This is a genomic window from Pedobacter sp. AC464 (assembly GCF_979253075.1).
In genome coordinates, this window is the sequence record NZ_CEEDBV010000001.1 from 2,226,884 (window position 1) to 2,250,282 (window position 23,399).

At 38.5% G+C, this 23,399-nt stretch carries 17 protein-coding genes; 7 read left to right on the top strand and 10 right to left on the bottom strand.

Translation table 11 applies throughout. From position 1 onward, the window contains the following. Window positions 1–211: 211 nt before the first annotated feature. The 4 genes from AC0IWT_RS09755 (at window position 212) to AC0IWT_RS09770 (ending at window position 3,098) form a co-directional block, all read left to right on the top strand. Window positions 212–1,330 (top strand): hypothetical protein, encoded by a 1,119-nt coding sequence (locus AC0IWT_RS09755; RefSeq protein ID WP_471797025.1) that lies wholly within the window; start codon window positions 212–214, stop codon window positions 1,328–1,330. Window positions 1,331–1,341: 11 nt separating this feature from the next. Beyond that, window positions 1,342–2,046 carry a cyclic nucleotide-binding domain-containing protein gene (locus AC0IWT_RS09760; RefSeq protein ID WP_471797026.1) on the top strand — a complete coding sequence of 235 codons (705 nt, stop codon included), beginning with the start codon at window positions 1,342–1,344 and terminating at the stop codon, window positions 2,044–2,046. A 109-nt stretch (window positions 2,047–2,155) separates the two neighbouring features. After that, window positions 2,156–2,593 carry a MauE/DoxX family redox-associated membrane protein gene (locus tag AC0IWT_RS09765; RefSeq protein ID WP_471797027.1) on the top strand — a complete coding sequence of 146 codons (438 nt, stop codon included), beginning with the start codon at window positions 2,156–2,158 and terminating at the stop codon, window positions 2,591–2,593. A 118-nt stretch (window positions 2,594–2,711) separates the two neighbouring features. After that, window positions 2,712–3,098, top strand: coding sequence for a hypothetical protein (locus AC0IWT_RS09770; RefSeq protein WP_471797028.1), 387 nt, complete (start codon window positions 2,712–2,714; stop codon window positions 3,096–3,098). Between the two features lie 53 nt (window positions 3,099–3,151). Here AC0IWT_RS09770 and AC0IWT_RS09775 read toward each other — a convergent pair whose 3' ends face one another. From AC0IWT_RS09775 to AC0IWT_RS09785, 3 genes are read right to left on the bottom strand one after another with little or no spacing between them, the layout of a single operon-like run. Further along, the gene (locus tag AC0IWT_RS09775; protein ID WP_471797029.1) at window positions 3,152–4,513 is read right to left on the bottom strand and encodes a RagB/SusD family nutrient uptake outer membrane protein; all 1,362 of its coding nucleotides are present in this window, start codon (window positions 4,511–4,513) and stop codon (window positions 3,152–3,154) included. Window positions 4,514–4,524: 11 nt separating this feature from the next. Beyond that, window positions 4,525–7,758 carry a SusC/RagA family TonB-linked outer membrane protein gene (locus tag AC0IWT_RS09780; protein ID WP_471797030.1) on the bottom strand — a complete coding sequence of 1,078 codons (3,234 nt, stop codon included), beginning with the start codon at window positions 7,756–7,758 and terminating at the stop codon, window positions 4,525–4,527. Continuing rightward, window positions 7,751–8,326, bottom strand: a complete 576-nt coding sequence (locus AC0IWT_RS09785) for a TlpA family protein disulfide reductase (protein WP_471797031.1) — start codon at window positions 8,324–8,326, stop codon at window positions 7,751–7,753. The genes AC0IWT_RS09780 and AC0IWT_RS09785 overlap by 8 nt, the downstream gene beginning before the upstream one ends. 640 nt (window positions 8,327–8,966) lie before the next feature. Between AC0IWT_RS09785 and AC0IWT_RS09790 the strand changes: the two genes are divergently transcribed. From AC0IWT_RS09790 to AC0IWT_RS09800, 3 genes are all read left to right on the top strand, one after another. Next, window positions 8,967–9,293, top strand: coding sequence for a hypothetical protein (locus tag AC0IWT_RS09790; RefSeq protein ID WP_471797032.1), 327 nt, complete (start codon window positions 8,967–8,969; stop codon window positions 9,291–9,293). Between the two features lie 89 nt (window positions 9,294–9,382). After that, the gene (locus AC0IWT_RS09795; protein WP_471797033.1) at window positions 9,383–10,114 is read left to right on the top strand and encodes a LytR/AlgR family response regulator transcription factor; all 732 of its coding nucleotides are present in this window, start codon (window positions 9,383–9,385) and stop codon (window positions 10,112–10,114) included. A 235-nt stretch (window positions 10,115–10,349) separates the two neighbouring features. Beyond that, window positions 10,350–11,429 carry a sensor histidine kinase gene (locus tag AC0IWT_RS09800; RefSeq protein ID WP_471797034.1) on the top strand — a complete coding sequence of 360 codons (1,080 nt, stop codon included), beginning with the start codon at window positions 10,350–10,352 and terminating at the stop codon, window positions 11,427–11,429. A gap of 557 nt (window positions 11,430–11,986) precedes the next feature. Here AC0IWT_RS09800 and AC0IWT_RS09805 read toward each other — a convergent pair. From AC0IWT_RS09805 to AC0IWT_RS09835, 7 genes are all read right to left on the bottom strand, one after another. After that, window positions 11,987–14,974 carry a type I restriction endonuclease subunit R gene (locus AC0IWT_RS09805; protein WP_471797035.1) on the bottom strand — a complete coding sequence of 996 codons (2,988 nt, stop codon included), beginning with the start codon at window positions 14,972–14,974 and terminating at the stop codon, window positions 11,987–11,989. Between the two features lie 262 nt (window positions 14,975–15,236). Beyond that, complete coding sequence (locus AC0IWT_RS09810; RefSeq protein ID WP_471797036.1) at window positions 15,237–16,547, bottom strand: restriction endonuclease subunit S; 1,311 nt, start codon at window positions 16,545–16,547, stop codon at window positions 15,237–15,239. Next, window positions 16,544–18,325, bottom strand: coding sequence for a class I SAM-dependent DNA methyltransferase (locus tag AC0IWT_RS09815; protein WP_471797037.1), 1,782 nt, complete (start codon window positions 18,323–18,325; stop codon window positions 16,544–16,546). The genes AC0IWT_RS09810 and AC0IWT_RS09815 overlap by 4 nt, the downstream gene beginning before the upstream one ends. An 81-nt stretch (window positions 18,326–18,406) precedes the next feature. Beyond that, on the bottom strand, window positions 18,407–19,438 hold the full coding sequence (locus AC0IWT_RS09820; protein ID WP_471797038.1) for a hypothetical protein: 1,032 nt from the start codon (window positions 19,436–19,438) through the stop codon (window positions 18,407–18,409). After that, window positions 19,435–20,994: an AAA family ATPase gene (locus tag AC0IWT_RS09825; RefSeq protein WP_471797039.1), complete on the bottom strand. Its 1,560-nt coding sequence runs from the start codon at window positions 20,992–20,994 to the stop codon at window positions 19,435–19,437. The genes AC0IWT_RS09820 and AC0IWT_RS09825 overlap by 4 nt, the downstream gene beginning before the upstream one ends. Before the next feature lie 242 nt (window positions 20,995–21,236). Next, window positions 21,237–21,443 (bottom strand): hypothetical protein, encoded by a 207-nt coding sequence (locus tag AC0IWT_RS09830; RefSeq protein WP_471797040.1) that lies wholly within the window; start codon window positions 21,441–21,443, stop codon window positions 21,237–21,239. Next, window positions 21,440–21,907: a hypothetical protein gene (locus tag AC0IWT_RS09835; RefSeq protein WP_471797041.1), complete on the bottom strand. Its 468-nt coding sequence runs from the start codon at window positions 21,905–21,907 to the stop codon at window positions 21,440–21,442. Before AC0IWT_RS09835 ends, AC0IWT_RS09830 begins: the two co-directional genes overlap by 4 nt. Window positions 21,908–23,399: the final 1,492 nt, after the last annotated feature.

The following is a 23,399-nucleotide window of genomic DNA, read 5'->3' on the forward strand; positions in this document are numbered from 1 at the left end:
TTTACAGGCGGTTGCCGGTTTTCCCACCCCAGTGAAAATGCAAACCGGTAAAGGTTTCAAGCGCTAAAAGCCTTTCCGATAGAAATAGATTAGTCAATCCAAACCGCACATTCATCACCCGGGAATCATCGCCTGCGTAATAATTTTAGTATTCATGCGGCCTAAGCCTAATTTAGGAGCAAAAACCACCCCGGTCCTAAATTATCCTGACATGAATTACGAACTTTATTATTTTGACCAGATGCTAGAAATCCTTAGCAGCACACCAGAGGGTAGCAAGGTGGGCACTGATGATGAAACCGAGATGAGCGGCGAAGTGCTGAGAATCAAAATGAGCATAGACGCCTTTGTTCCAAACAGTCAGCAGACACTTAAGAAATTTATCCACTACCAACTCTCGTGTATTGACCGGTTCAGAAAAAAGGCAAGAGATATCAATCAGAAGGCTATTGCTAAAAGCAATACGGCGCTTATAGATGAGATGCTAAAAGCAATGAATGAGCTCATCAGTCACATCTACCGTTACTATCCAGGCGAGTTCAATACCAATACATTGGCCACCAATGATTTACTTGTGAAGTATCAAACCAATTATGAAGCGAAAGAACAACAATGTTTAGCCATGCTTGAAGAAAAAAAAATCGCCGAGATAATTAAACAGCTGCTCAAAGATATATTTAAAGGCAGCAGGCAATATGGCACGTCGTTTTACCAGGTCGAATTTCGAGAAGCCCTGCTGGAGCGACTGCCGGCATGCTTAGTGCATCCCCATCCAAATCATCAGATTTCAATGCTACTGATAGCCATGCGATACAATGACCTGCGACTATATGTTTATCAGCTTGAAGTGCTCAGTCAAAGGCAGCAAATTGCACTTAATACAGCGGAACAGTTCAGAGAACTCATATCCTATAGGAAAGTAATCGGACAGTTAATAGAAACTGAGCCAGCTGAATATTTCCATCAAAGGCCAAACTTAAAAAAAATGCTTCTGGATGCTGCGGAGACGGAAATCGATTTTTTGAAAGGCCTTGACTTTTTAAACTCTGAACTCGTGAATTCAGGGATACTGGATTCAAGCTATAAAGTCAGCCTTTCGGTAAAACAGCTTGCGTTTTTTATTTTTTTAAACGTGGAATGTGGCGTTATTACTGAACGTAAAGCCAAGACCGTTCACCAATACATCATTTCACATACCAGCACCAAAGAAGCCGAACACATATCAGAAAAAAGCTTCAGCAATGGCTTTTATGTTCATCATCCTGAAGACATCCGTAAAGTGAGTGAGATATTGGGAAAAATGCTCGCCCTGGCCCAAAAGTTATATTAAATTATGAGCCTTTGGGGATTCCCCCCGAAGCCGGTTCCATAGATTTATCAGTGGCACGTGGTGGTTACTTCTACCACTTTACCGGCCTGCATAAATCCGTTTTCTTCGCCTCCAAAAACATGGAAAACGAAAATTTTTACCTTAAGATGGACAGCTATTGTGCCATAAGTCCAGCGCTAAAAGCATACCTAAGCATTGCATTAGTCAAAAGAATCATCCCGGCCCACCACCGCATAGAAGAAAGAGACTACAGCCAAACACCAATCCTTTTTATCGAGCAGGGAACATGTAAAACCAAACTGCAAAGCAAAAAGGAACCCGATGATTCTATACTCATCCTGCACCTGGAGCATACCTTCCTGACTGAACCTGAAGAGCATAATCCGGATGACTTTGCTATCCAAACCGTCGCGATTGCACCAAGCATACTTCTGGGCATCCCTGAAAAACATATCTACAACCTTTACCGGCTCTTCCCTGAATTCCATGTTTTCATTAACGCCTTACACCGGGAGCAGCTCAGCAAGCTTTTTCACCTCGCCTTTGCAATTCGTCACCTGAGCGCAGATGAACGCTTTGAACAGATCATCAACCGCCATCCAGATATCTTTCAAATCGCCTCCTCCATTGACATCGCCAGCTCACTGGGTATTCATAGCCATACCTTGAGCACATTAAAAAAGAAGTATCTGTCCGGCAAGCGCAGAAAAACCTGATAAATTTCCAGCAGCAGAACATCTAAATCATGGTAATTCCAGTTTAGTACTTCCCCGGGAAGCGGAACCAGCCGGCATCCTGGTCAATTTTGACTAAGAAAAAAGCGATATGAAAAACCTCATTTATAAAACTGGCATTTCCTTACTGATAGTCCTCTGGATATATGTTGCCGGTTCAAAGCTCCTGGAATATAATAGCTTTCGACACCAGCTCACCCTGCAACATTTCCCTATAAAAATAGAGGGCATTCTGGTGTGGCTTTTACCTGCGATAGAACTTTTCACTGCGCTACTGCTCACAGACAGCAAAACCGTTATCACAGGACTCTACGCATCAGCGGTCCTGCTGACCGTGTTCACCGGATACATTGCATTCATCTTAACAGGCATTTACCCCAATGCGCCCTGCAGTTGCGGCGGAGTATTAAGCATGCTAAGCTGGAAAGCACATTTTGGCTTTAACTTAATTTTCCTCTCAATCAATGTTTGGGCGTTATATGAATTTCACCAAAAAAGAAAGGAGGCTAGAAAAAAAGAAGCCATTTGATTTCAGTCCGCAAAGCAGCTTTCCGGATTGACAGAGGACCACTGGTGCGAGGCACCAGGAAATATTAACCACCAACCTTTTTCGCTTGCTTTTTCAACAGAAAAAAGCATCCCAAAACATGAAAAATTTAAAAAAAATCAGCTTTGGCGCATTCGCCTTCTTATTCGGATTAACAGTAGTATTAACCCAGTCCGCCTTTAAGGGCGATGTAGTAAAGAACTTCAACCGTTTACCCGTTACCCTTTACTATCATGGACCTAACTTTACTTCAACCGAAGTAGTTAAGCCGGAAAACTGGAATGACCTGGCTCCTGAAGATGCCTGTTCACCTGCGCAGGAGCAAGCCTGTTCAATCACGATTGACAATGCTTTCACTCAAAGCGTGGGAAGCAGAAGGGAGCTCAACAACAGCGCCGCACTGACAGCAAGTCCGGCAGGATCGACCTATTACATCACCGGCTCAGCCGATTCAGGCATGTCCATTGTAAATGCTGAAAACCCATAATACAAAAGCAGGGCCATCCGGCCCTGCACTTTGCTCATTAACCACTTTATGTATTAATTCTTTTCAATCCCCGTCTGCTCAATGATGTCAGCCGGGATAGGCAGGGCGTAATAAGGCGCATTCGGAGCAAGCTCATAGATCTTTCCATTTGCGATCCTTCGAACGGTGATGTTCGCCCCTTCCATGTTCAGCCGCTTAATATCGGTAAACCTGGTCTGCCTCATTAAAAGTTCCTTTCTTCTTTCCATTCGTACCTTTGCCACAGCATCGGCCTCATCTAGCGCCGTCATTGGTACATAGGGAACCGTATTTTTCCATCTGGATTTTAACAGCAAATTCAGATCATCCATTGCCAGATTAACCTGGCCTAACCTGGCGCGGCCTTCTGCCCTGTTCAGTAATATTTCATCCACCGCCAGCCCGCTAAAAAGGAGCGTTGAGGAGGAAGCATAACTTCCTTTGAACTGCTGATAACCGGAAACCAGTCTGAAATAACCTGTTCGCCTCAAGTCGTTCAATTGATAACTATTGTATAACACCGAATCAATCCGGGCGCGGGTTGGGGAGTTGATCCCATAGTTAGGCGCACCCTCGGTATAAAAAATAGTTTCCTTATTGAATCTTTTGAAAGGTACATTCAGCGTGAGCCCAAGGACATCCTGATCACCGTTTAAATTCATCAGTGTTGATTTAATCTTTAAACACTCATCGGCATTAAACATCGCCTTCTGGTAATCGCGCATATAAAGGTAGGTCCTGGACAAAAGCGCAAAAGCGGCCGCCTTGGAAGGCCTTGTTGATTGCGTGCTTAAATTTGGCAGCAGCGCTGCAGCCTGGTCAGCGTCCGCAATCACCCTCGCAAAACACGCTTTGACTGTAGACCGCGAAGCCTTAATATTAAAATCAGAAGCCAACCTCAGCACCACGCCGGGCTCGCTTGCAGACTGGCCCGCATCATAAGCCTTTCCATAATTCATGGTCAGAAGCGCGTAGTAGTAAGCCCTGAAGAAAAGTGCAGACCCTTTTACATTGTCCCAGGCGGAAGCATTTCCAGCATTCCTGGGCACTTTTTCAATGAGTTCCAACACCAGGTTGGCATTGTATATCGGCTGATAAGCCTCTGACCAGTCATTGGCAAAACGGTTCTCGAATGGCTGCCACAAATAAATGGCCTGCTGAGTTTCCTCCCTGGACGCAAAAACATCCGGCGTCAAAAAATAATCATCCGCCACACACTCTCCCAAAGTTGGTGTTTTTAAAAAATTCATCCGGTCCGCATCATCCAGCAATCCCTGTAAATCAGCCAGGGTTGAGGGAATGACCAGCTTCGCATTCGGCTTTACCTCCAGAAATTTCTTGCATCCCAGAAGCGATACCATTGCAAAAGCAATAAATATTAATCTTAAATTTTTCATATCCTTTCAAATTAAAAACTTCCCCTAAAACCAAAAGTGAACCCTTTCGATGGCGCTATTGTGCTCACATAATCCGGGTCTATATTATACCTGTTGGCCTTCCATAACATACCCAGATTGTTGGCGTTCAAATACACATCGAGCGTTCTAAACGGAAAGCGCCAGGTGGTCGCATTAACGCTGTAGGATAAATTCACATAATCCAGCCGCAGGTTATCACCCGGAATCACATTAACCTCAGAAAGCGAGTAAAATATATCCCTTGACTGGTTCAGGGGATAAATAAAAGACGGAACATTTGTTCTGAGTTCATCCCCTGGCGCCAGCCAACACTGCGCAAAATCCTGGTGACCAATACCATCTGTAGCAAAAGTGCTGTAGTTAATGCTCCGCTTTTGCCTGAAATAACCAAGGCGATAACTCAGATTGAAAGAAAGTGAAAATTTATCGAATGAAAATGTGTTGATAAAAGATCCAAAATGGGTTGGACTTGAAGGCCCAACGTACACCAGGTTAGAGCTGGTCGTATTCCCTTCAATTGCCATCGCGGAATAATTGGTGCTTAACACGCCGTTGAGGTAGCCCTGAGGATTACCCTTATTATCCAAACCGCCCCACTTATAAGCCGCAATGCCGTAAAGTGGCTTGCCGACGAGAGGACTAATCACTGTTCCGCCCCCACCGAGCTGCCCACTGATCCCCGTACTCGACGCATAATAATACTCCGTTGTCTTACTCTGATTGAAACTATAATAGCCGTCCGCATTCCACCGGAACTTACCAAAACTTAGCGCCCCAAAGTGAAGCTCCGCATCTATTCCTGTTCCACGCATCTTTGCGACGTTTCTAGTGATCTGGGAGAAAGCGCCCCATCCTGTATAATCGTAATTGGAAAGCCCATAAAGATCCGAGCCTTTTTTCACGTAAAACGACACTGCAGCCCTAAGCAGATTTTTTCGCAAGGCAAAATCTACCTTTATATTCACCTGAGAGAGTTGCTCCCATTTCAGTTCAGGGTTATTCAGTGTCGAAATCCTGGCAAAAGGCAGCCCTGTAGCAGCAATAGTCCCGTAACCGGCAACAGCTGATGCGGTCCTGCTTAAGTCGACATTTCCGCTATACCCATAAGTACCGGTGAGGCGCAGCACAGGCAGCCAGCCTATATTGTAAAACTTTTCGCTCGAAAGATCCCAGCCAACCCCGGCAGAAAGCAGCGGTTTCCATTTATCATTGGTTTTGGCGCCAAAAATATTGGACCCGTCCCTGCGGATGCTCGCGGTGATCCTGTATTTTCCCTGGTAGGCATAAGCAACATTGGAATACAGACTCATGAAACGGTAATGAAAATCACTCAAACTACCACCAGAAGGAATCTGTGCACTGCTTCCGGTGATGAAATCAGGGAAACGGCTCACGTAGTTAGCCTCAACATACTGAAGCGGATCCGCAAGATACCCATACCGGATGACCGCTGAACCAGAAGTTTCCACGTTCCGGCCTTCCATACCCAGAATTGCATTAACCGAATGCACCCCAAAACTCTTGTCAAAATTCAGCTGCGCCCTTGCGGTGGATGAATTTACGCGCTCTTCACCCGCCTGTCGAATCCCGCCCATTGGCACGTTGTAGCTCACCACCCCCGTTGCCCGGTTTAGCTGAGAAAAGCCGTTAATCATGGTCCTGGCATAATAACTTTCAATGGTACTGGTCGTAACATTTTCTAAAGCCTGCTTTTGAAACTGGTAGCCTAAATCCAGTAGAAGCGAACTTGCTAATCTGTACCTCAGATTCGCTGTCCCGTAGATCTCCTGCCGTTTGTTTTCGGTGACCGAATGGTTGTAATTATCAGCAGGATAATATTTCCAGCTCAAAAGCCTACCCCCGCCAAGCGTATCCAGGTAAGCAGAACTGTAGGTCTGCTCCACGGCTACCGGACTGCCCAGCTCATCGGTAAAACTCAGGTAAGAAGGCTTGCGTCCTGCGCTGGTGATGCTGCCGTAGGAAGGTCTACCCGAACGGTTGCCGGACGAAGAAAGCGAAAACGAAGTTGCAAGGGTCAACCGGCTACTAATCTTATAGTCCTGACTAAAACGAAGATTAATCCGGTTAGATTTCCCGTAAGTCTCTCCTAGGGAATGGTCATAGGCGCCGGCAATGCTGTAAGCGAGTTTATCCGTTCCGCCGCGCAGGTTAAGCCCATACTGCTGTAGGAGCGCATGGGTATAAAAGTCCTTTAAGTAGGACTCCCTGACGTCTTTGGACTGCAACTCCGCAAGCTGGCGGCTCACCTCCGCTGCCGTAGTCCTGCCCTGCCTGCCTGCCAGCATGATGTCCAGCGCAGGGGTCAGCGCGAGGTTAGTGGAAATCCGGTTATTATACTGTCCGGCGTCAAACAACAGCTTTTCCAGCGCAATATAATCTGAAGCATGCATATAAGGAAGCCTTTGCAAATCAGGCAATTCACTAAGGGTTGTATTGGCATTAAAAGATATTACTGGAACGCTGTTAAGTTTTGCCTTTTTAGAGGTCAAGACAATTACTCCATTACCTGCTCTGGCGCCCCAGATTGCAGCAGCCGCAGCGTCCTTTAAAATCGATACATTTTCAATATCAAAAGGATTGATATTATTAATATCCCCTTCGTAGATAAAGCCATCCAGGACGATTAGCGGATCCAGCGGACCATTAATGGTCCCGAGCCCACGAACTGAAATGTTGGTCTTGCCTTGAGTCGAAGTGGTAATTCGCTCGGTATTGAGCAGTAAACCCGAAGTCTGACCGAGAATCCGGTCCAGAATATTCGTTCCTGTCCTTGCACGAAGCATTTTTTCATCGATGACCGAAACATCACCGTTGACCTCATTGGATTTAAGTTTCTGATAACCGGTATTAATCTCCACTTCACCCAAATCCTGGACGGAAGGAATCATTTTAATAGTCAAAAAAGCAGGCACATCTTCCTTCCGCTTAAACATCCTCACCACCGTGTGATACCCCATCGCCCTGAAACGAACTGTATCCGGAAAGACCTTTAGCTGACAAGAAAAACGCCCGTCACGCTCCGCGGTAATTGTACCGATACTTTTTGCTCCGATCAGAACCTGAACCGAGGGCGAAAACTCATCCAGAGATACCTTACCAGCCAATGGCACCGATGCCGGATTCATCTGCTGCGAATAGCCTTTCAAACCATACCCCCAAAGCAGCATCGCAACCAAAAATCTAAGCACTAAACACTTATTCATCGCCCGCTCCTTTCACCGGCAAGTTCAGGCTTAAGCCCGCTACCAGCCTTTTCACATGCTCCCCCCTAACCTCAGCCGATCCGGTAATCGCCTTCACCCGTCCATCCAGACCAATCCAAACATAATGCGGGATAATCCGTCTTGGAAACAGATCCCGAAGAATCGTATCCTGATATATCACAGGCGTCAGAAAAGCCCTCTCTGTGCCCACCTGTTTGGAGACAAATGCCTCCACCACCTCCTTAGAATCCCGCATAGACCCGTTGACAGTAATAACCTGCAGCCCCCCTCCAAATTTCTTTTGCAAATCCATCACCTCCGAAAGATGGGCGATACACGAACCGCACCAGGTCGCCCAAAAATCAAGCAGTATTGCCTTTCCCTTAAAGTCCGAAAAGCGCAGCATCGGCGCAGAATAATTAATGACATTTTGAAATACCAGATCAGGAACCCTGTCCCCAATTACCAAAGGCCGTTCCCCAGCCTTGGGTTTCACGCTAACCTGCCCAGTCGCCCTAAAAAAAAGGCAAAGCACAGCCATAGCGATAAAAAATATCGTTTTTTTCATGATTTTGTTAGTTGATAAGTTGTAGGTTAATGAAAAATTATTTCCGAAAAAACAGAAATAAAAAGAACCCGCAGACAGTCTGAACCAATACTTAAAGACGTATTAACCACCTGCAGGCCCAGAAGGAATATCATTCAGGATTTTTAGGCTTCAGCGCATACATCCTGTCAAAAGGACATGCACACAAAGCATTCAAACAAGAAAAGACAAAAAACAAAAATTCGGGCAAAAAACAAGACAAGCCATTTCTAAAATAGCCATCATTAAACAAGAATGTTAGATTGTTTCTGTTCATACCCGTATTGGTTATACGAGTCTTGATGGGACGCAGAACTAATATGTATGGATTCTGCAAACCGTAACTTCATTCAGTTCTCAAGCCTTATGTTGACACGGGATTACAGCAGAACCCATACTTATTCAGATCTGCGAATATAGCATTTCTAAAAAAGTTATGGGCAATTATCTGCTGTCTTGCGTCAACGGCTTGAGATATGAAGTTGCAAGACTCTAATAAATACCTTTTAATTAACTATAAAATTAGTAATTAAATTTACGAAAAGCAAATTTTTATATACGAATCATACTTATTAAATTACAAATAGCCAATTTTTCGAGATTTTAGCATAAACGAATTAAAATGGCTGAATGGAAAGGAAAAATAGATGTTGATAACATGGACGCTGATTTCATTTCTATCAGATCATTGTTCCTGACAGGCTCTATTTCGAAAATGTATCAACTGGTTAAGCAAAGTCCCACAAAGGTTTCAAAATTATTGGGTCTAAATTACGAGGCATATCATACGAAGCTTGTTCACCCCGAGAAGTTTAGCGTTTTACACATTAACGTTTTAGCATATGCAATAAAAATCGATCCCACAATCATTTACGAGATCATACAAAAGGAAACTACAGTGACTATTTCAGATAAATACCACAAATTTTCTAGTCTAAAGAAGAAATAACACCTACCCAATTCAAAAATCTAATATATTAACAACAACCACCTCCAGTCCAAGTATGTAACAAAGTATTATCATCTAAATAACTGCTTATGAAAAGTAAGACCAGATGCGTGATTATCGATGATGAACAACACGCTATTACGCTCCTCACCCACTACATCAGCTCAATGCCAAACCTTGAGCTCTACAAAACCTACCGAAACCCGTTACTCGCGTTGTCGGAGATTTCAAAAGACGACGACGTCGACATCATTTTTCTTGACATAGAAATGCCTGATATTAACGGTCTTGAACTTGCCATACAATTACGAGGCAAAACTCAAGCAATTATCTTTATCAGCGCATATGACAAATACGCATTGCAAGCATTTGATGGTAGGGCAAACCGATATCTCATAAAACCAATCAAATTAGCCACGTTTACACAGACTGTCATCTCTGTGATCGAAAATGAACTTGATAAATGTTCACATCATGGAAGCGACATTGCTTTTTTCAAAACAGGAGAAAGGGGTAAACTCAGCAGGGTTAATAAGCAGGAAATATTATACTTTGAAAGCGCCAGAAATTATGTGAATATGGTTACCAGTGAAAAAGGAACGCTGGTATATCTAACCTTAAAGGAAATTGAAAAAATATTTAGGAAAGATCTTTTTTGCAGAGTTCACCGCTCACACGTTATTAACGTCACAAAAATTCAGAGAATAGTTGGTAATACAATCAACCTTGGCGAAGGCGTACAGGTACAGATGGGAAATGCATACAAAGCAGAACTATTGAAGTTTTTAGAAGATAGAACATTTCTAACCGGCCGGATTTAGAAGGTCATAATCTGATGAGCACCGGTACTGGTGACAGTAATGGTAAGACTACTTGTGGTCGGATCAGTACTTGTGGAATTTCGGTCTCTGACTGCTCTGAAGATAAAAACTGTTTTTTTCTTCAGCTTCGTGTATTGGTTTTGCATAATAATTACAGTTAAACTAGCATGGTTTATAAGCGCGAAACTACGGATTAAAAAAGAATTCCACTTAAGGGACGAAAGATAAAAATTATATGATGAAGCTTACTTTAAAACTTCTTTACCGATACAGAATCCATTTCCTAGCCTGGATATTATATATGTTCTCAGAGATTTTCATCGTTGGATGGGCAACGGGGAAATTTGGCAGACCGGTGAGTTATGCTACACATTATACCATAAATATCCTTCTATTTTATTTCTGTTCTTTGAAAATTTACCCGATAGCTTTTACTAATGAGATTTCCTGGCTTTGGAAACTTCCCTCAATGCTCATCCTCACTTTTGCGGGCTATTTGATGATCAATTATTACATCGACTCGAATTTTTTCGGACACATCACCGTTTACAACCAGGAGAAAGTTAGATTGAAACCGAGTTACGTACTTGGGGTGTTGTGGCGGGCGTTACCAATCATGGGCTTTGCAGGATTTCATTACCTTTTTATTTTACACCTTGAACAAGTCAAAAGACGACAAATCGCAGAAAAACAAAGGTGGCGAAGCCTCATTGCTGAAAGGGACGCCCAAGTTCAACTTGCTCACGCCAGAAATTCATACCTGAAAGCCCAAATCAATCCACACTTACTTTTTAATACCTTAAGCTTCATCTATACAGACACAATTGAATCTGCACCGAGAGCCGCTGAGGCAATTATGTCACTCTCAGAGGTGATGCGCTACAGCATCAATTGTGAATTTCGGTCAGAAACGATACCACTTAAAGAAGAAATAGAACAGATATATAAATTAATAAAATTACATCAAAGTCGCTCTGATGAACCACTTTCGTTAACACTTGAGATTGGTCAAAACGTAAAAAAAACAATGTTCATCCCATTAGTTCTAATTACGATGGTAGAAAACATCTTTAAACACGGCATCATTCATAATCCTGAACACCCAGCAGTGTTGAGCGTTTACGTATTTAAGGAAATATTATCCATCAACTCAAAAAATATCCCTGGCAGGTCAAAACTTATCCCAAGCCAAAACACCGGTCTCTCCAATATAAAACAACGTTTGGTGATTGCTTACGGCGACAAGGCTAGTTTTAAATACGGCATGCAGAATGAATACTTTGTTGTGAGCATCAATGTAAAGCTCAACAGTTAAATTATCAATCAACCCAAGATGAAATACATCAATTTACACAATGGGTTTATTTGTTGTCTCAGTATAAGCTCCATGTCTAGTAGCGGTCAACTACGTCAAATCAAGACTGATGGCAATAGGAATCTCAGGCTGAATTTGGCATGTCCTCAGCATCAACCTTAATGGTATAAAATAATGGGTAGCCCAATAAGACGCGATAAGCGTTTATCCGATTTTGGCAGAAACTTGTGAATCGCATACGTTGACTTTGGCCGAGGCATTAATCCGTTTTGATGAACATTCATAAATATTAATGACAAGGTTCGAGTCTCGTCGGGACCACAATTATTAAAGAAAACCCGTTAATTACCAGATAGTTAGCGGGTTTTATATTTATATCCGGACAAATGTCGGACACTATTTCCTTTCGTAAATGAAATTCAAGCAAACCTATGGATTTGCATATATAAACTTTCAGCTAAACGAGCTACCTTGTCATCAAAGATTCTTTCGTAAGTTCACCTTTAAAAAAGCTATATTGCTTTTATGGAATATGATGTATTCTATATCTATCAATATCATTGAATTCCCCTTACTCGTTTATCATAAATATCATTAAACCACATTTCTTTAAACATAAGGTTCACTTTGTCTTCTGACAGCTTGTTGTATAGTTCTAATTTATTATTTATAAAATTTAGAATTTCGCTATCTACGGTCTCTTCAAATTTGTCCTGAATATTGTCTTTAGAATTTTTGGTATTAAAATAGCTCATTAATTCGTCATCGGCATAAACGTTTTCTTTCATTCTTTCAAAGTCAATTTTATCGTTTTCATCTAAATCCAAACCAAACGTTTCGTTTAATACCTTAATTATTTTTGTCAGCCACTCTATTTCACCCTCATCTCTACCTCCTTCACCACCCGGAGTCATCCCTTTCATTCCAGTATTTTGACTTTCAAGCCTTAAATCTGTTGTAAATTGATGTTGAAGTTTATAGCTATCTAAATCAATTTCTTCCAAAACCTCAACAGGTAAAGTGCTTATTGTGAATGGAAGTTTTTTAAATAAATCAGATAGTAGCACATAATATTTTTCTAGTTGAACATCGGTAAAGGTTATGATCTGCGACAGAAATCTGTAAAGCCTCACAAAATTTTTAATGCTGGCCTTAAAAGCTACCTTTTGCTCTTCATCTAATTCGTTATTGTAACGCCTAACTACCTCGTTTAAAATAGGCTGTAGCTTTTCCTTATGGTTTCCTTTTACAAAGAAATATTGCGCATAGGCTTCCAAATCATTTTGATAAATTAGTTTAAAGGCGTCTATAGTTTGTTGTACATCGTACAAACTGTTAGGGTCTGTTTGGTTGTCAAGCTCCATAAAGTTACTGCCATAATACACCTGAAAATCTTGTCGAACATTTTCCGGCTCGTTCACAAAATCCAATACCATCGTTGTATCTTTTCCTGCTATGGTTCTGTTTATCCTGCTTAATGTTTGTACAGTGCTAGAACCGCCTAATTTCTTATCTACAAACATTGTGTGTAACAATGGCTCATCAAAACCAGTCTGATACATATTAGCCACAATTAACATTCTGAATTGTGGTAATTTTAAAGCATCAGGAACGTCTATTTTTCCACCTAAATTATTCATATTTTCTTTGGTATAATCTAAACCTGTATCCGCATCCGTTACAGTACCACTAAATGCTACCAACGCACTGTATGGCAGTTTCATTTCACGCATGATATCATCAAATTTTCGTTTGAAACGGACTGCATGTAGCCTTGAACGAGTAACCAACATTGCTCTTGCCTTTCCTTGGATTTCTTTTTGCGTTTGTGAAACAAAATGCTCTATCATGATACGGGCTTTTTTTTCTATAGCATGGTCTTCCAAATCTACATAAGAAGATAAAACCCTTACTGTTTTCTTTTTCTCATACTCCCTATCATCAATTTCGATGCGCCTAATGAGTTTATAATACCGCTTCCAACTCATGTAATTCTTTAGCACGTCCTTAATAAATCCTTCTTTAATAGCTTGCTCCATCGTGTATAGGTCAAAAGCTTCTTTTTGACTATTTCTTATTGTACCAAAGAGCTCGACGGTTTTCGATTTTGGTGTAGCCGTGAAAGCAAAAAATGAAATATTGGCTTGGTGGCCTTTACTTTTAATTTCATCTTCGATAATTTCATCTATATTTTTTTCACAAACGTCCGCATTTTCAGCTTCTTCCAAAGATAATGCTTTACGTAAATGCCTAGCAGATTCGCCAGCTTGTGAACTATGAGCCTCATCAATTATTACTGCGTATGTCTTATCCTTATTGTAGGTAATTACATCAGAAATAATGGGAAATTTTTGTAGCGTGGTTACAATTATTCGTTTCCTCTGTTCAATAGCTAATTTTAAGTCCTGACTTGTTTTATTTTGGTCGATATAGGCTACTGTGCCGGGGATATGTTCAAACTGACGGATATTATTTTGTATTTGCTTATCTAACACACGCCTATCTGTCACTACTATTATACTATCAAACAAAGCTTTGTCATCATCAGAATTTCTATAAAAATCAGATAGACGGTGCGCTAACCACGAAATGGTATTTGATTTACCTGAACCAGCGGAATGTTGAATTAAATATCTACCTCCAACGCCTTCATTTTTTACTGCTGATAATAAGTTTTGAATAGCTCTGCGTTGATGGAAACGAGGAAATATAAGTGCGGATTTTGATTTTTCTCTAAGCGATTTTGTAATGTTGTCGTAATACTTTTCTTTATCTACCTGAAGGTTTATGTAATTCTGTATCAAGTCTAATAAAGAGTCTTTTTTTAATACATCTTTCCATAAATATGAAGTAGCATAGTCATCTTCAGCGTAGTTAACGAGTTCTTTATTGAATGGTAAAAAGAACGTGCTTTCTCCTTTTAGTTCTGTGCACATGCTTACTTGCTCTGTACTTACCGCAAAGTGAACTAAACATCTTTTAAATTCTAATAACGGTTCTTTGGGGTCTCGATCTTTGATAAATTGTTTAATAGCGTTTTGTAGATGTTGCCCCGTCAAAGCATTTTTTAGTTCTAACGTTACTACGGGCAAACCATTTACAAATAGCACAATGTCAATGGAATTCTCGTTCTTCTTGGAATACTTTAGCTGACGTATTACTGTTAGTCTGTTTCTGGCATATCCGGCCAAGTGTTCGGGTGTTTTATTGTGATTAGGTTTAAAATAAACCATGTCAATGCTTTGTCCACGGTCTTTTACCTTGCCACGTAAAACCTCTAGAGTTTTATTTTTTTTGACCTCTTCAGCTATCCGAGCTATTATCTTAACATCTGTGACTTTGCCGTATTGCTGCTCTAAAGCTTCGTATTTATTGGGCTGTGTATCTCTTATAAAGCCAAGCACATCTTCTGGAATTAGGCACAATTCCTTATCATAAACCGAGGTGTGTTTCTCGACATATTCTTGAAATCCTGACTCAGCAGATTTGGTTAAGTATTTCACCACATGCTCTTCAAAATGTAATTCTTTAGTTCCTTCTGCCATTATAAATTGTTTATGATGTGGTCAATTTTTTCTAATCCATTCCTGACCTCATCTATCAATTGTTGTTCTGTAGGTAAAAATAATTAGTATTTGCTAGCTACAATGATTTTATTATCTGCCTGTAAAATTATTTTTATCATCGCATTATTCATCTACTCACAAGTTAATTCATGAGACCTACTCTTTGTTTATCTAACTGGTAGATTTATCTTTTGCAAAAGCATAATAACTGTATCGTTGTATGAAGACTTTTCGATCTCCATTAGGCTATCGCTTCGTCAACATGCTGCCAATTTCGTACATCGACTTTACCAGTTACCGCTTCCGAAATAATGGATTGACGGTATTCTTTTAGTTTTTCGATTTGGTTTTCGATAATAATTACTGAATGTTTAAGTAACAACAGTTTTTTATCGATAAAATCAACAATCCTTATTTGTTCATTTGAAGATGGTATAAGTATAGGAAAGTTGGAAAGTTGATATTGGCTAATCATCGGAATTGCCGTATTAGATTGAAGTATTTGGACTTCTTTCTGTATTCTATTGCTAGATAGCCAGTAGTAAAGGAATCTGGGTAAAATATTAAATGAGGTTAGAATAACCATACTTGGATTAATAGTTGCTTTGCCAATTTCATAATTAATGTGACAAACTTTTCCAAGGCTTCCTCTTTGTGTGAAAATTACATCATCTAATTTAACCATTATCTCTGGAGATTCCTCATACTTTCTCCAGGTTATGAATTCAGGACTCTCAAGGTTTAAAATGTTTTGTTTATTAATATGTTTTGCACCAAGGGTTAAAGCACCCTCACCAACTGAAACTATGTCATCTTTAGTATATCCTTTATATCCAACTCTGCCTTGTGTATTAGCTACGAATTTTATCTTTGACAAAATCCAGTCTTCGGGCACTCTACCAATCCAAATGTCTCCACTATCTTTCATTGTGGCATCTTGGTTAAGCCCCTTAGTTACTGCAACATTAATAACATCTTGTCTTTTTTCTTTGAGTAAGTCTATCAGTTTTTCTTTTTGTTGGATAAGTTGATCTATAATGTTGGTTTGATGGTCTAGATATCTTGCTATTTGGGTTTGCTCTATTAATGATGGTAAAAGCAATTTAATGTTTGATAAATCTGCTTTAGTTAATTTATCTCTTGTGCTCCCCGATATATAGTCTTTATAATCAACGCAATTCAATACGTAGCACAAATAATCAATATCAACTTCATTTTTACATGATAAAACATGTGCATGGTTATTAACCCAAAATCTACCTTCAGCAATAAATGCCACATCTTTGTTTTGTGTAAAAAAAGGTGCACCGTCCTCACCAATTAATAGATATTTTCCTTCAAACTTATAATCATCAATATAGTCGACAATGCCTGTTGCACCATAATATGGATAATCACCGCTTCTATCAAATCTAAACTCACCCGAAATTGGCTCTCGCTGACCATCTTCGTTATTCGTTATAAATTTTATCTTAGATATCAACCAATCCAAAGGGATATCGCCAGCCCATTTAAGACTACTTGCCTTGTATTCTCTATAACACTTTATCATCCCAACAACTCCTTTAATAATTCAGTAATCCCCTTTTGTTGGCCATTTCCAAATTCTAATGCTTCAATTTCAGCTTTAATTTCCGCAGATGGCCGTAAAGCCTTGTATTCATAAAAGTATTTTGTGAAGTTAATTTCGTAACCAATGCGGGTTTTGTCGTAATCTATCCATGCATAAGGCACATGAGGTAAAACTTCTTTTGCAAAATATTGTTCAATATCTTCTGTTAAAGGAATATTTTCCTTATCTCGTTTTTTGCTATCGGCTTTTATATTTCCCTTTTTATCTTTTAAGATATTTCCATTAGCATCGTATTCGGGTTGTTCTACAGTGATTTGGTAATAACCAAAATCATCGTTTTTGTAAATTTTACAATATTTGCCTTCTTCAAAATTAGTATAAAGTTTAACTAGTTCCGCAATATGAAAATCCTCGATTTTGTTGCGCTTATTTCCTAAACTACGTTTTTCTGGTCGGCAAAAACCAGGTATACCATTTGCTTTATCTTCGGCAACGTTCGCATTAATTAATTGTACTTTCCCTTTACGATTTGGAGGTTTATTGTTATTTAAAATCCAGATATAAGTATTAATACCAGTATTATAGAAAAGGTCTTTAGGCAGTGCAATGATGCAATCAAGCCAATCATTACTAATGATCCATTTACGAATATTACTTTCGCCCCCACCAGCACTGCCTGTAAATAATGGTGAGCCATTAGTAACTACAGCAATTTTACCATGTTCTCGCTCCATTTTGCTGATCATGTGTTGTAGAAACAGTAATTGGCCATCGCTTTTGCCAGGTAAACCGGCATAAAACCTGCCTGCCGGGTTTGCACTTTCATTAATGATAAAATCTGCATCTTTATTCCAAGTTACACCATAAGGTGGGTTTGCAAATTGGTAATGGAAATGTTTATCTGGAAAACGGTCTTCGGTAAAAGTATTGCCGTGACGGATGTTATCAGCATTTTCGCCTGTAATTAACGATTCTGATTTAGCAATGGCGTAAGATTGTTCATTTATTTCTTGTCCGAAGGTTTTGAGTTCTGGCTTATTGATGCTATCTGATAGTAAATCATCTAATACATAATTTTTTGCCAAATTAACCATGCCACCTGTACCCATTGCAGGATCATAAATGGTACGGATAATCCCAGCTTGTGCTAAGGTTTCTTTCTCAGTACTAAATACAACTTTAACCATTAAATCAATTACGTCACGAGGTGTAAAATGCTCCCCGGCCGTTTCATTACTTTGTTCGTTTGATATACGTATTAGTTCTTCGAAGATTTGACCCATATCATGACCATCAACTTTTTCTATTGACAAATCAACCTGACAAATGGCATCAATCATTTGATATAGCAGTTTGTTTTTTACCAAACGGGCGATCACTTTATCAAATTGGAAGTTATCGATGATATCCCTAACTTCTTTGTTGAAGCCATTTAAATAGTTATTAAAATCTATTTCAATAGTTTTAGGATTTTCTGTTAACAGTTCTAGCGTATGGCGAGAGGTGTTATAAAATTGCAACCCACCAGAAGCTTTGCGCAAAATTGGTTTCAATTTATCTTCGCTTACTTTATCTTTAAAGTTTTCATAAGCTGTTCTAATTTGTGTATTTACTGGTTTCAGAATATTGTCTAATCTTCGGATAACCACAAATGGCAGAAGCACATCTCCTATCTCGTTTTTCTTAAACACATTCCAAAGTACCCTATCGGTAATTTGAAATATGAAATTTACATCAACTTTATTTTTTTGAGCCATTCTATGATTTAATTCTTAATTGTTTGACGATACAAAGTAAATAAATAACGATGCAGTATTTATGCATTGTTTTTGAAAAGTTTAAAGATCGTTTATTAAACGATTTTTTATGGATTTGTCTGGATTGCAATCGCCAAGTATTCGGTAATTAGTTACATTAGGGTTATTTATTATAAACGACGCAACAGTTTTGTTTATTTGTCTTATTCTTGTTAAGTCATAATTGGCTTTATCGTATTCTGTATCACCTTCATTTTTACTTACGCGATGAAATAAAGCTTCAACATATAATTCATTATCGTCATGAACGGTATTTAATGTATTCGTTTTGAATATCGCAAAACCTTTATCTGGTTTGAGGTTAAAATAATTGGACAAGGCAATCCGCTTGTGAATAGTTTCTGCAAATACCAATTCAAAAATAACGTTATATGGTTTGGCCAAATTTTTAATTGCGGTTTTAATATCTCCGCACATCTTATTGCACCACGCTCTATCTTTATTTTTGTTTTCTTGAGCAATTAAAAGCAAATGAAAATCTGCTTTAAGTTTTTCCGGCAAAAAAGACTCTATTAGTTGAACAATATTGTTAAAACCTCTTTTACCATCCTCGTTGGCAAATAAAAAATTATCTGATATTACCATTGCATTTAGTGGTGGAAGTTTTAAATCCAACAAATTATGCCATCCATTTTTTCCATTCGAATTAAATACCTTATCAACTGGTAAGTTCTTATAATGGGTTGAACAAAGTATATTATCGTCAATGGTTTCAAGCGTTTGGACTAAAACTCCAAAATCCTCAGTTCTTTTTACTGCAATTTCTTTAGATATATCTAAAAAATATGCGCCTCTTGGATATTTAAGTAAAACTGCAGGGTCATCTTCAATACTTTGAAAATGATAGTCTAACGGTTTAGGCTCCCGGCCCGCATTAATTTTAATGTAAGCCTCAAAGATTGGATTGTTAAGCAATTCCAGTTCGTATTTCTCTTTTGTAAGATTAAGAAACACATCACTTTGTTCTGAAAATATTTGATACCATTTAGGGTATTTTTCAGGGTATAAAACAATAGTTTCAAATGGTTCAATATCAGAAAAGATTTGCATCATGATATCTTCTCCCTCTTAATTTTTATAAGCTTCAGTGTATCCAATGATGCGGTATCAAAAAAGCCAGTTTCGAAATTTTTATTGAAAGTTCCGTCGGATTGATATCCCAATCGATAATGCTGATGATTTAGTTCTGTCGGGAAGTAATGCACAAAAAAAGGATTCTCATTTGGCGCTACCTCTAATTCTTCTTCCGCGACTAATACCTGGGACCTTCGTAACAAATATTCTGAATGTGTTTCTATAATGAAATCAATACCAAAACTCTGATATACATCAAGAAATAAGTCAGCTAATAAACTTTGCAGCGCAGGGTGCAAACTCAACTCTGGTTCTTCGATTATAATGGTCGTTAATGTTTTTAAATTAAAACCCTCTCTATCTTTTTTAATTTTATTGTGACTTTTAATGGCACAAGCAATTTTCATAATCAACGACATAACTTGGATAGATCCCATTCCCTTATCCGCTAAATGAATATTTTCGGTTAATGGATTTATTCTCATTTCGTAAGCTTCACCAGAGAACATGTTAATTACAAAATCATCGCCTACATCAAAAGCTTTCATCCATTTTAAAACAAACCTGTGCTCTTCCTCTCCTGCAATAATGTTCAATTGTTTAAATTCATGTATAGCCTGAGCTAAAGCATTGTTTTTATCACGAATAGCAAACAGCGCGGACTGTTTAACTGGATTTGCACTTACATAAGTATAACTAGCGGAATGAAGTTGTTCCAAAATTGGCTCGAAAATCCCATTTATGATGTTATAAAAACCATAATCCTTGAAAGCTTTTAAAATCTCAAATTCATCAGTTGAGTCACTTCCCTCCTGAATTTTGTTATAAGCATTAAGATATTTTGTTTCATAAAAGTCCAAGTGACTAGCAACAATACTATAAAATGAATTATCCATACCAAACTCTGTGTCTAAAGTATAATCTTTTTTGAGTGTCTCTGAAGTCGTATTTGCAAGGTTGTGAATTTTCTCTTCCAAATTTTCTTTTTCAGAATTTAGCTCAATATATTCTTTACTGGTTTTTTTTATATCTATTTGATTTAGTTGATTAGTTATGTCTAAAATCTTATCCTTTAAATCCTCTATTAATAAAGCTGAGGAAGACTTTTCAATAACAGAATTTTCGAAAATTATTTTTAATCTTCTATTTAGTACGTCAAAAATAAAAACAAATTGATAGCGAATATCTTTGAAAACTATTTCTATAACCTTTGCGAAAGACTTATCATCATCTCCAGAAATAACTAAGCCAACCATTACATCACCAAACTGAAAGTTAAAATCTATTTTATCTTCAGCAGACTTATTATACTTTGCTCTGCCATAAGTTACTATATTAGCGTCTTCAAGAATATTGTTGCCAAAAGATAAAGAAAAAATATCTCGTGATTTTAGATAGTTATCCATTAATAATAATGCCTTTACCAAAGTTGATTTCCCGGCATTATTTCTTCCTACGAGAAAAGTAATCCCACTGTATTCAAGTTCTTCAAATTTCTCGAACCTTCTAAAGTTTTTAAATCCGATTGTATTCATAGATGCAATATTTAATTCAATCATGCAGTGTATCTGCAATCTAATTTTTTAATACTTTTTAGTTAATTCAACACGCTGTTTCACTTTATCTCTTAACATAGTTGTTTGTAGTACTTTTATACCATCGCCGTAAGAGAGCAAAAAGTCAAATTCGTATTACGTGTTAGATTCAGTGAAATTACAGTTTATGTGGCGCCTAAATCTTCAAATTTGTGGGAGACTCGCAATGGTTTTGTCTGAATTTATGAAAAATGGTTTTTATTTAATTCTAGTAAAATAGTTTGAATTATCTCATGGCACAGGGCTACAGTAAAAGTGTCATCCGAAACGATCAAACCAATTGTTATCCCTTGAACTATTTTAAGTCTACCTTCTTCATCAATTTTTCCAAAAAGTCTCCAGGCCGGCAAACCATTCACATTTTTTCTTTTTACTGGTCTTGCCTTCATTTTTTCCAATTTATTCGCAAGCTGTAACACGACGAGACAAATGAGTTTCTATTACGTCTTATGTATTTAAATGTCTCTAAGTGGTTTTTTGTTCGAAAACCAATAATCTTTTTAATACAGTTTCTTAAATCGAAAACGAATTTTTCATACCTTTTTGAAGAGAGACAAAAAGGTAAGCTCTGGTATTGCTTTTCAATATTTAAACAATAGTGTTTTGCTTGTTCTCGTCCTAGTTCTTCAGATATGGCAGTTTTCTTAGCTGTTATTACTGCCAGGGGTCTACCACCCTTTCCCATAAGAACACAGTCTGAATACTGAGATGAATTAAAAACCTCCATTTCCAGATTTGCAATTACAACGATTTTATATTCAAAATTTACTTGTGTCCTATCATTAATATCCCTTCCTGTTCCTTTCAATCGGATGTCAATGATGTCTATGCATATTTGGGCTTCGTTATTCAACTATGGTCAAATTAGAGTTCAAAAGTAACGAAATAATAATCTTATTTCAATCACTCTTGCATGCCCACTCAAATTAGCAGATTAGTCAATTTTTTATGGTGAGGATATATGTATTGTAAGTTCATTAAAGCTGGAACAATTACTTAACTTTGTTTCATGTAAAAAAGAATTTATAAATAAAATATAGAAGCGTTAGCTTTTATTCTTGCACTTGAAATCTCGCAAATTTAAATCGCAGCAAGGAATAAATGTCGGACGCTCACGCTATAGCGTGGGCTTGACTTTGTTCTGTTGCGTAGGCTTCGCGAGAGCCTCAAGTGCGGATATAGTTATAGTTCCACGCTTGTTTCATTTAAAGGCCTCCTAGGAACTAAGGTCGCTCCTAAAGACTATGAAAAGCCTTATATTATTATTATCCGTATCCCTTTCAGCCATTGGATTTGCAAAAGGACAAAAAAACATTAAATTTATTTCAAAAGACGATCCCAAGGCTAAAGGAATAAATTTTTCTATCAGGTACCCGGATTCGTGGAAATCATTAGAGCCGGAGAGACCAAATGTAGTCGGCAAATTTTTTAGCGAAAATGGTAAAGACCTATTAAAACTATATTATTAACATTTTTTATTATCTTAGTTATAAATAATAATGATTATACTTAACGTATAGGGTGAACGATAAATCATTTCCGCATCAATAAGTAGGATCTAAAAATAGACGCACTCGATGACTAATTATATTATCACGGAATTTTATGAAACTGGCTTTAGTTCGCTTATTCAGGACATTATGGACGGCAAAGCCTTGGAAATTTCGTTTCCACTTTCCTCTATCAATTACTCACAAAGTAGCCTGGATATAGTATATGATTATTTAGAAACATCATTTTGCTGTGAGCGCATTGCACCATTTATAAAGATATTAGAAGCTAGCCGTATAAAAACATGCGGATACGGGAAACTGTATTTGTTATTAGGAAAAAGATACTTACCTTGGGATTGCGAAAAACCATTGTGGTGCACCTTTGCCTAAACAATAAAGGGCTGGTACCAAGCTAAATTAACCCGCCGGGACTTTGTGCGCTCTCTTCACACTACCCCGCTCGCTTTTGGGCTATATTTTCACTTGGAATTCTGGCAAGTACTACGATGGAGAACAAATAACGTTCTTTAAAAAGAGTTTAAGGGAAAACTTGGGTGCCACTTCCTGGAAGTGATACGATTTGATGGCGCTTAATTTTTTCGTTTTCATAAACTGTTAATTTTTATGTAAAACGATGCGTACTCAATGAAAGCAAAGGGAAGCCAGATCGGTAAGATACCAATAGGGCGAACCTCAATGCTTTTGCCAGTGGTACCGTCAAGAACCCCTATGTCGAAGCTTAAGTTCACAAAAGACTGACATGAGGCTCGCCCTATTGAATAAGTATGCGAAGATACGAAATCCAATAGATAGGCGAACTCACGATCGGCTCATGTGAAAGTTTGACGGTTT

Coding starts and splice junctions, on each gene's coding strand:
- AC0IWT_RS09815 (WP_471797037.1), bottom strand. CDS start 18,325: ATGGCTCAAAAAAATAAAGTTGATGTAAATTTCATATTTCAAATTACC.
- AC0IWT_RS09790 (WP_471797032.1), top strand. CDS start 8,967: ATGGCTGAATGGAAAGGAAAAATAGATGTTGATAACATGGACGCTGAT.
- AC0IWT_RS09775 (WP_471797029.1), bottom strand. CDS start 4,513: ATGAAAAATTTAAGATTAATATTTATTGCTTTTGCAATGGTATCGCTT.
- AC0IWT_RS09820 (WP_471797038.1), bottom strand. CDS start 19,438: ATGATGCAAATCTTTTCTGATATTGAACCATTTGAAACTATTGTTTTA.
- AC0IWT_RS09785 (WP_471797031.1), bottom strand. CDS start 8,326: ATGAAAAAAACGATATTTTTTATCGCTATGGCTGTGCTTTGCCTTTTT.
- AC0IWT_RS09755 (WP_471797025.1), top strand. CDS start 212: ATGAATTACGAACTTTATTATTTTGACCAGATGCTAGAAATCCTTAGC.
- AC0IWT_RS09765 (WP_471797027.1), top strand. CDS start 2,156: ATGAAAAACCTCATTTATAAAACTGGCATTTCCTTACTGATAGTCCTC.
- AC0IWT_RS09800 (WP_471797034.1), top strand. CDS start 10,350: ATGATGAAGCTTACTTTAAAACTTCTTTACCGATACAGAATCCATTTC.
- AC0IWT_RS09810 (WP_471797036.1), bottom strand. CDS start 16,547: ATGATAAAGTGTTATAGAGAATACAAGGCAAGTAGTCTTAAATGGGCT.
- AC0IWT_RS09780 (WP_471797030.1), bottom strand. CDS start 7,758: ATGAATAAGTGTTTAGTGCTTAGATTTTTGGTTGCGATGCTGCTTTGG.
- AC0IWT_RS09825 (WP_471797039.1), bottom strand. CDS start 20,994: ATGAATACAATCGGATTTAAAAACTTTAGAAGGTTCGAGAAATTTGAA.
- AC0IWT_RS09805 (WP_471797035.1), bottom strand. CDS start 14,974: ATGGCAGAAGGAACTAAAGAATTACATTTTGAAGAGCATGTGGTGAAA.
- AC0IWT_RS09770 (WP_471797028.1), top strand. CDS start 2,712: ATGAAAAATTTAAAAAAAATCAGCTTTGGCGCATTCGCCTTCTTATTC.
- AC0IWT_RS09795 (WP_471797033.1), top strand. CDS start 9,383: ATGAAAAGTAAGACCAGATGCGTGATTATCGATGATGAACAACACGCT.
- AC0IWT_RS09830 (WP_471797040.1), bottom strand. CDS start 21,443: ATGAAGGCAAGACCAGTAAAAAGAAAAAATGTGAATGGTTTGCCGGCC.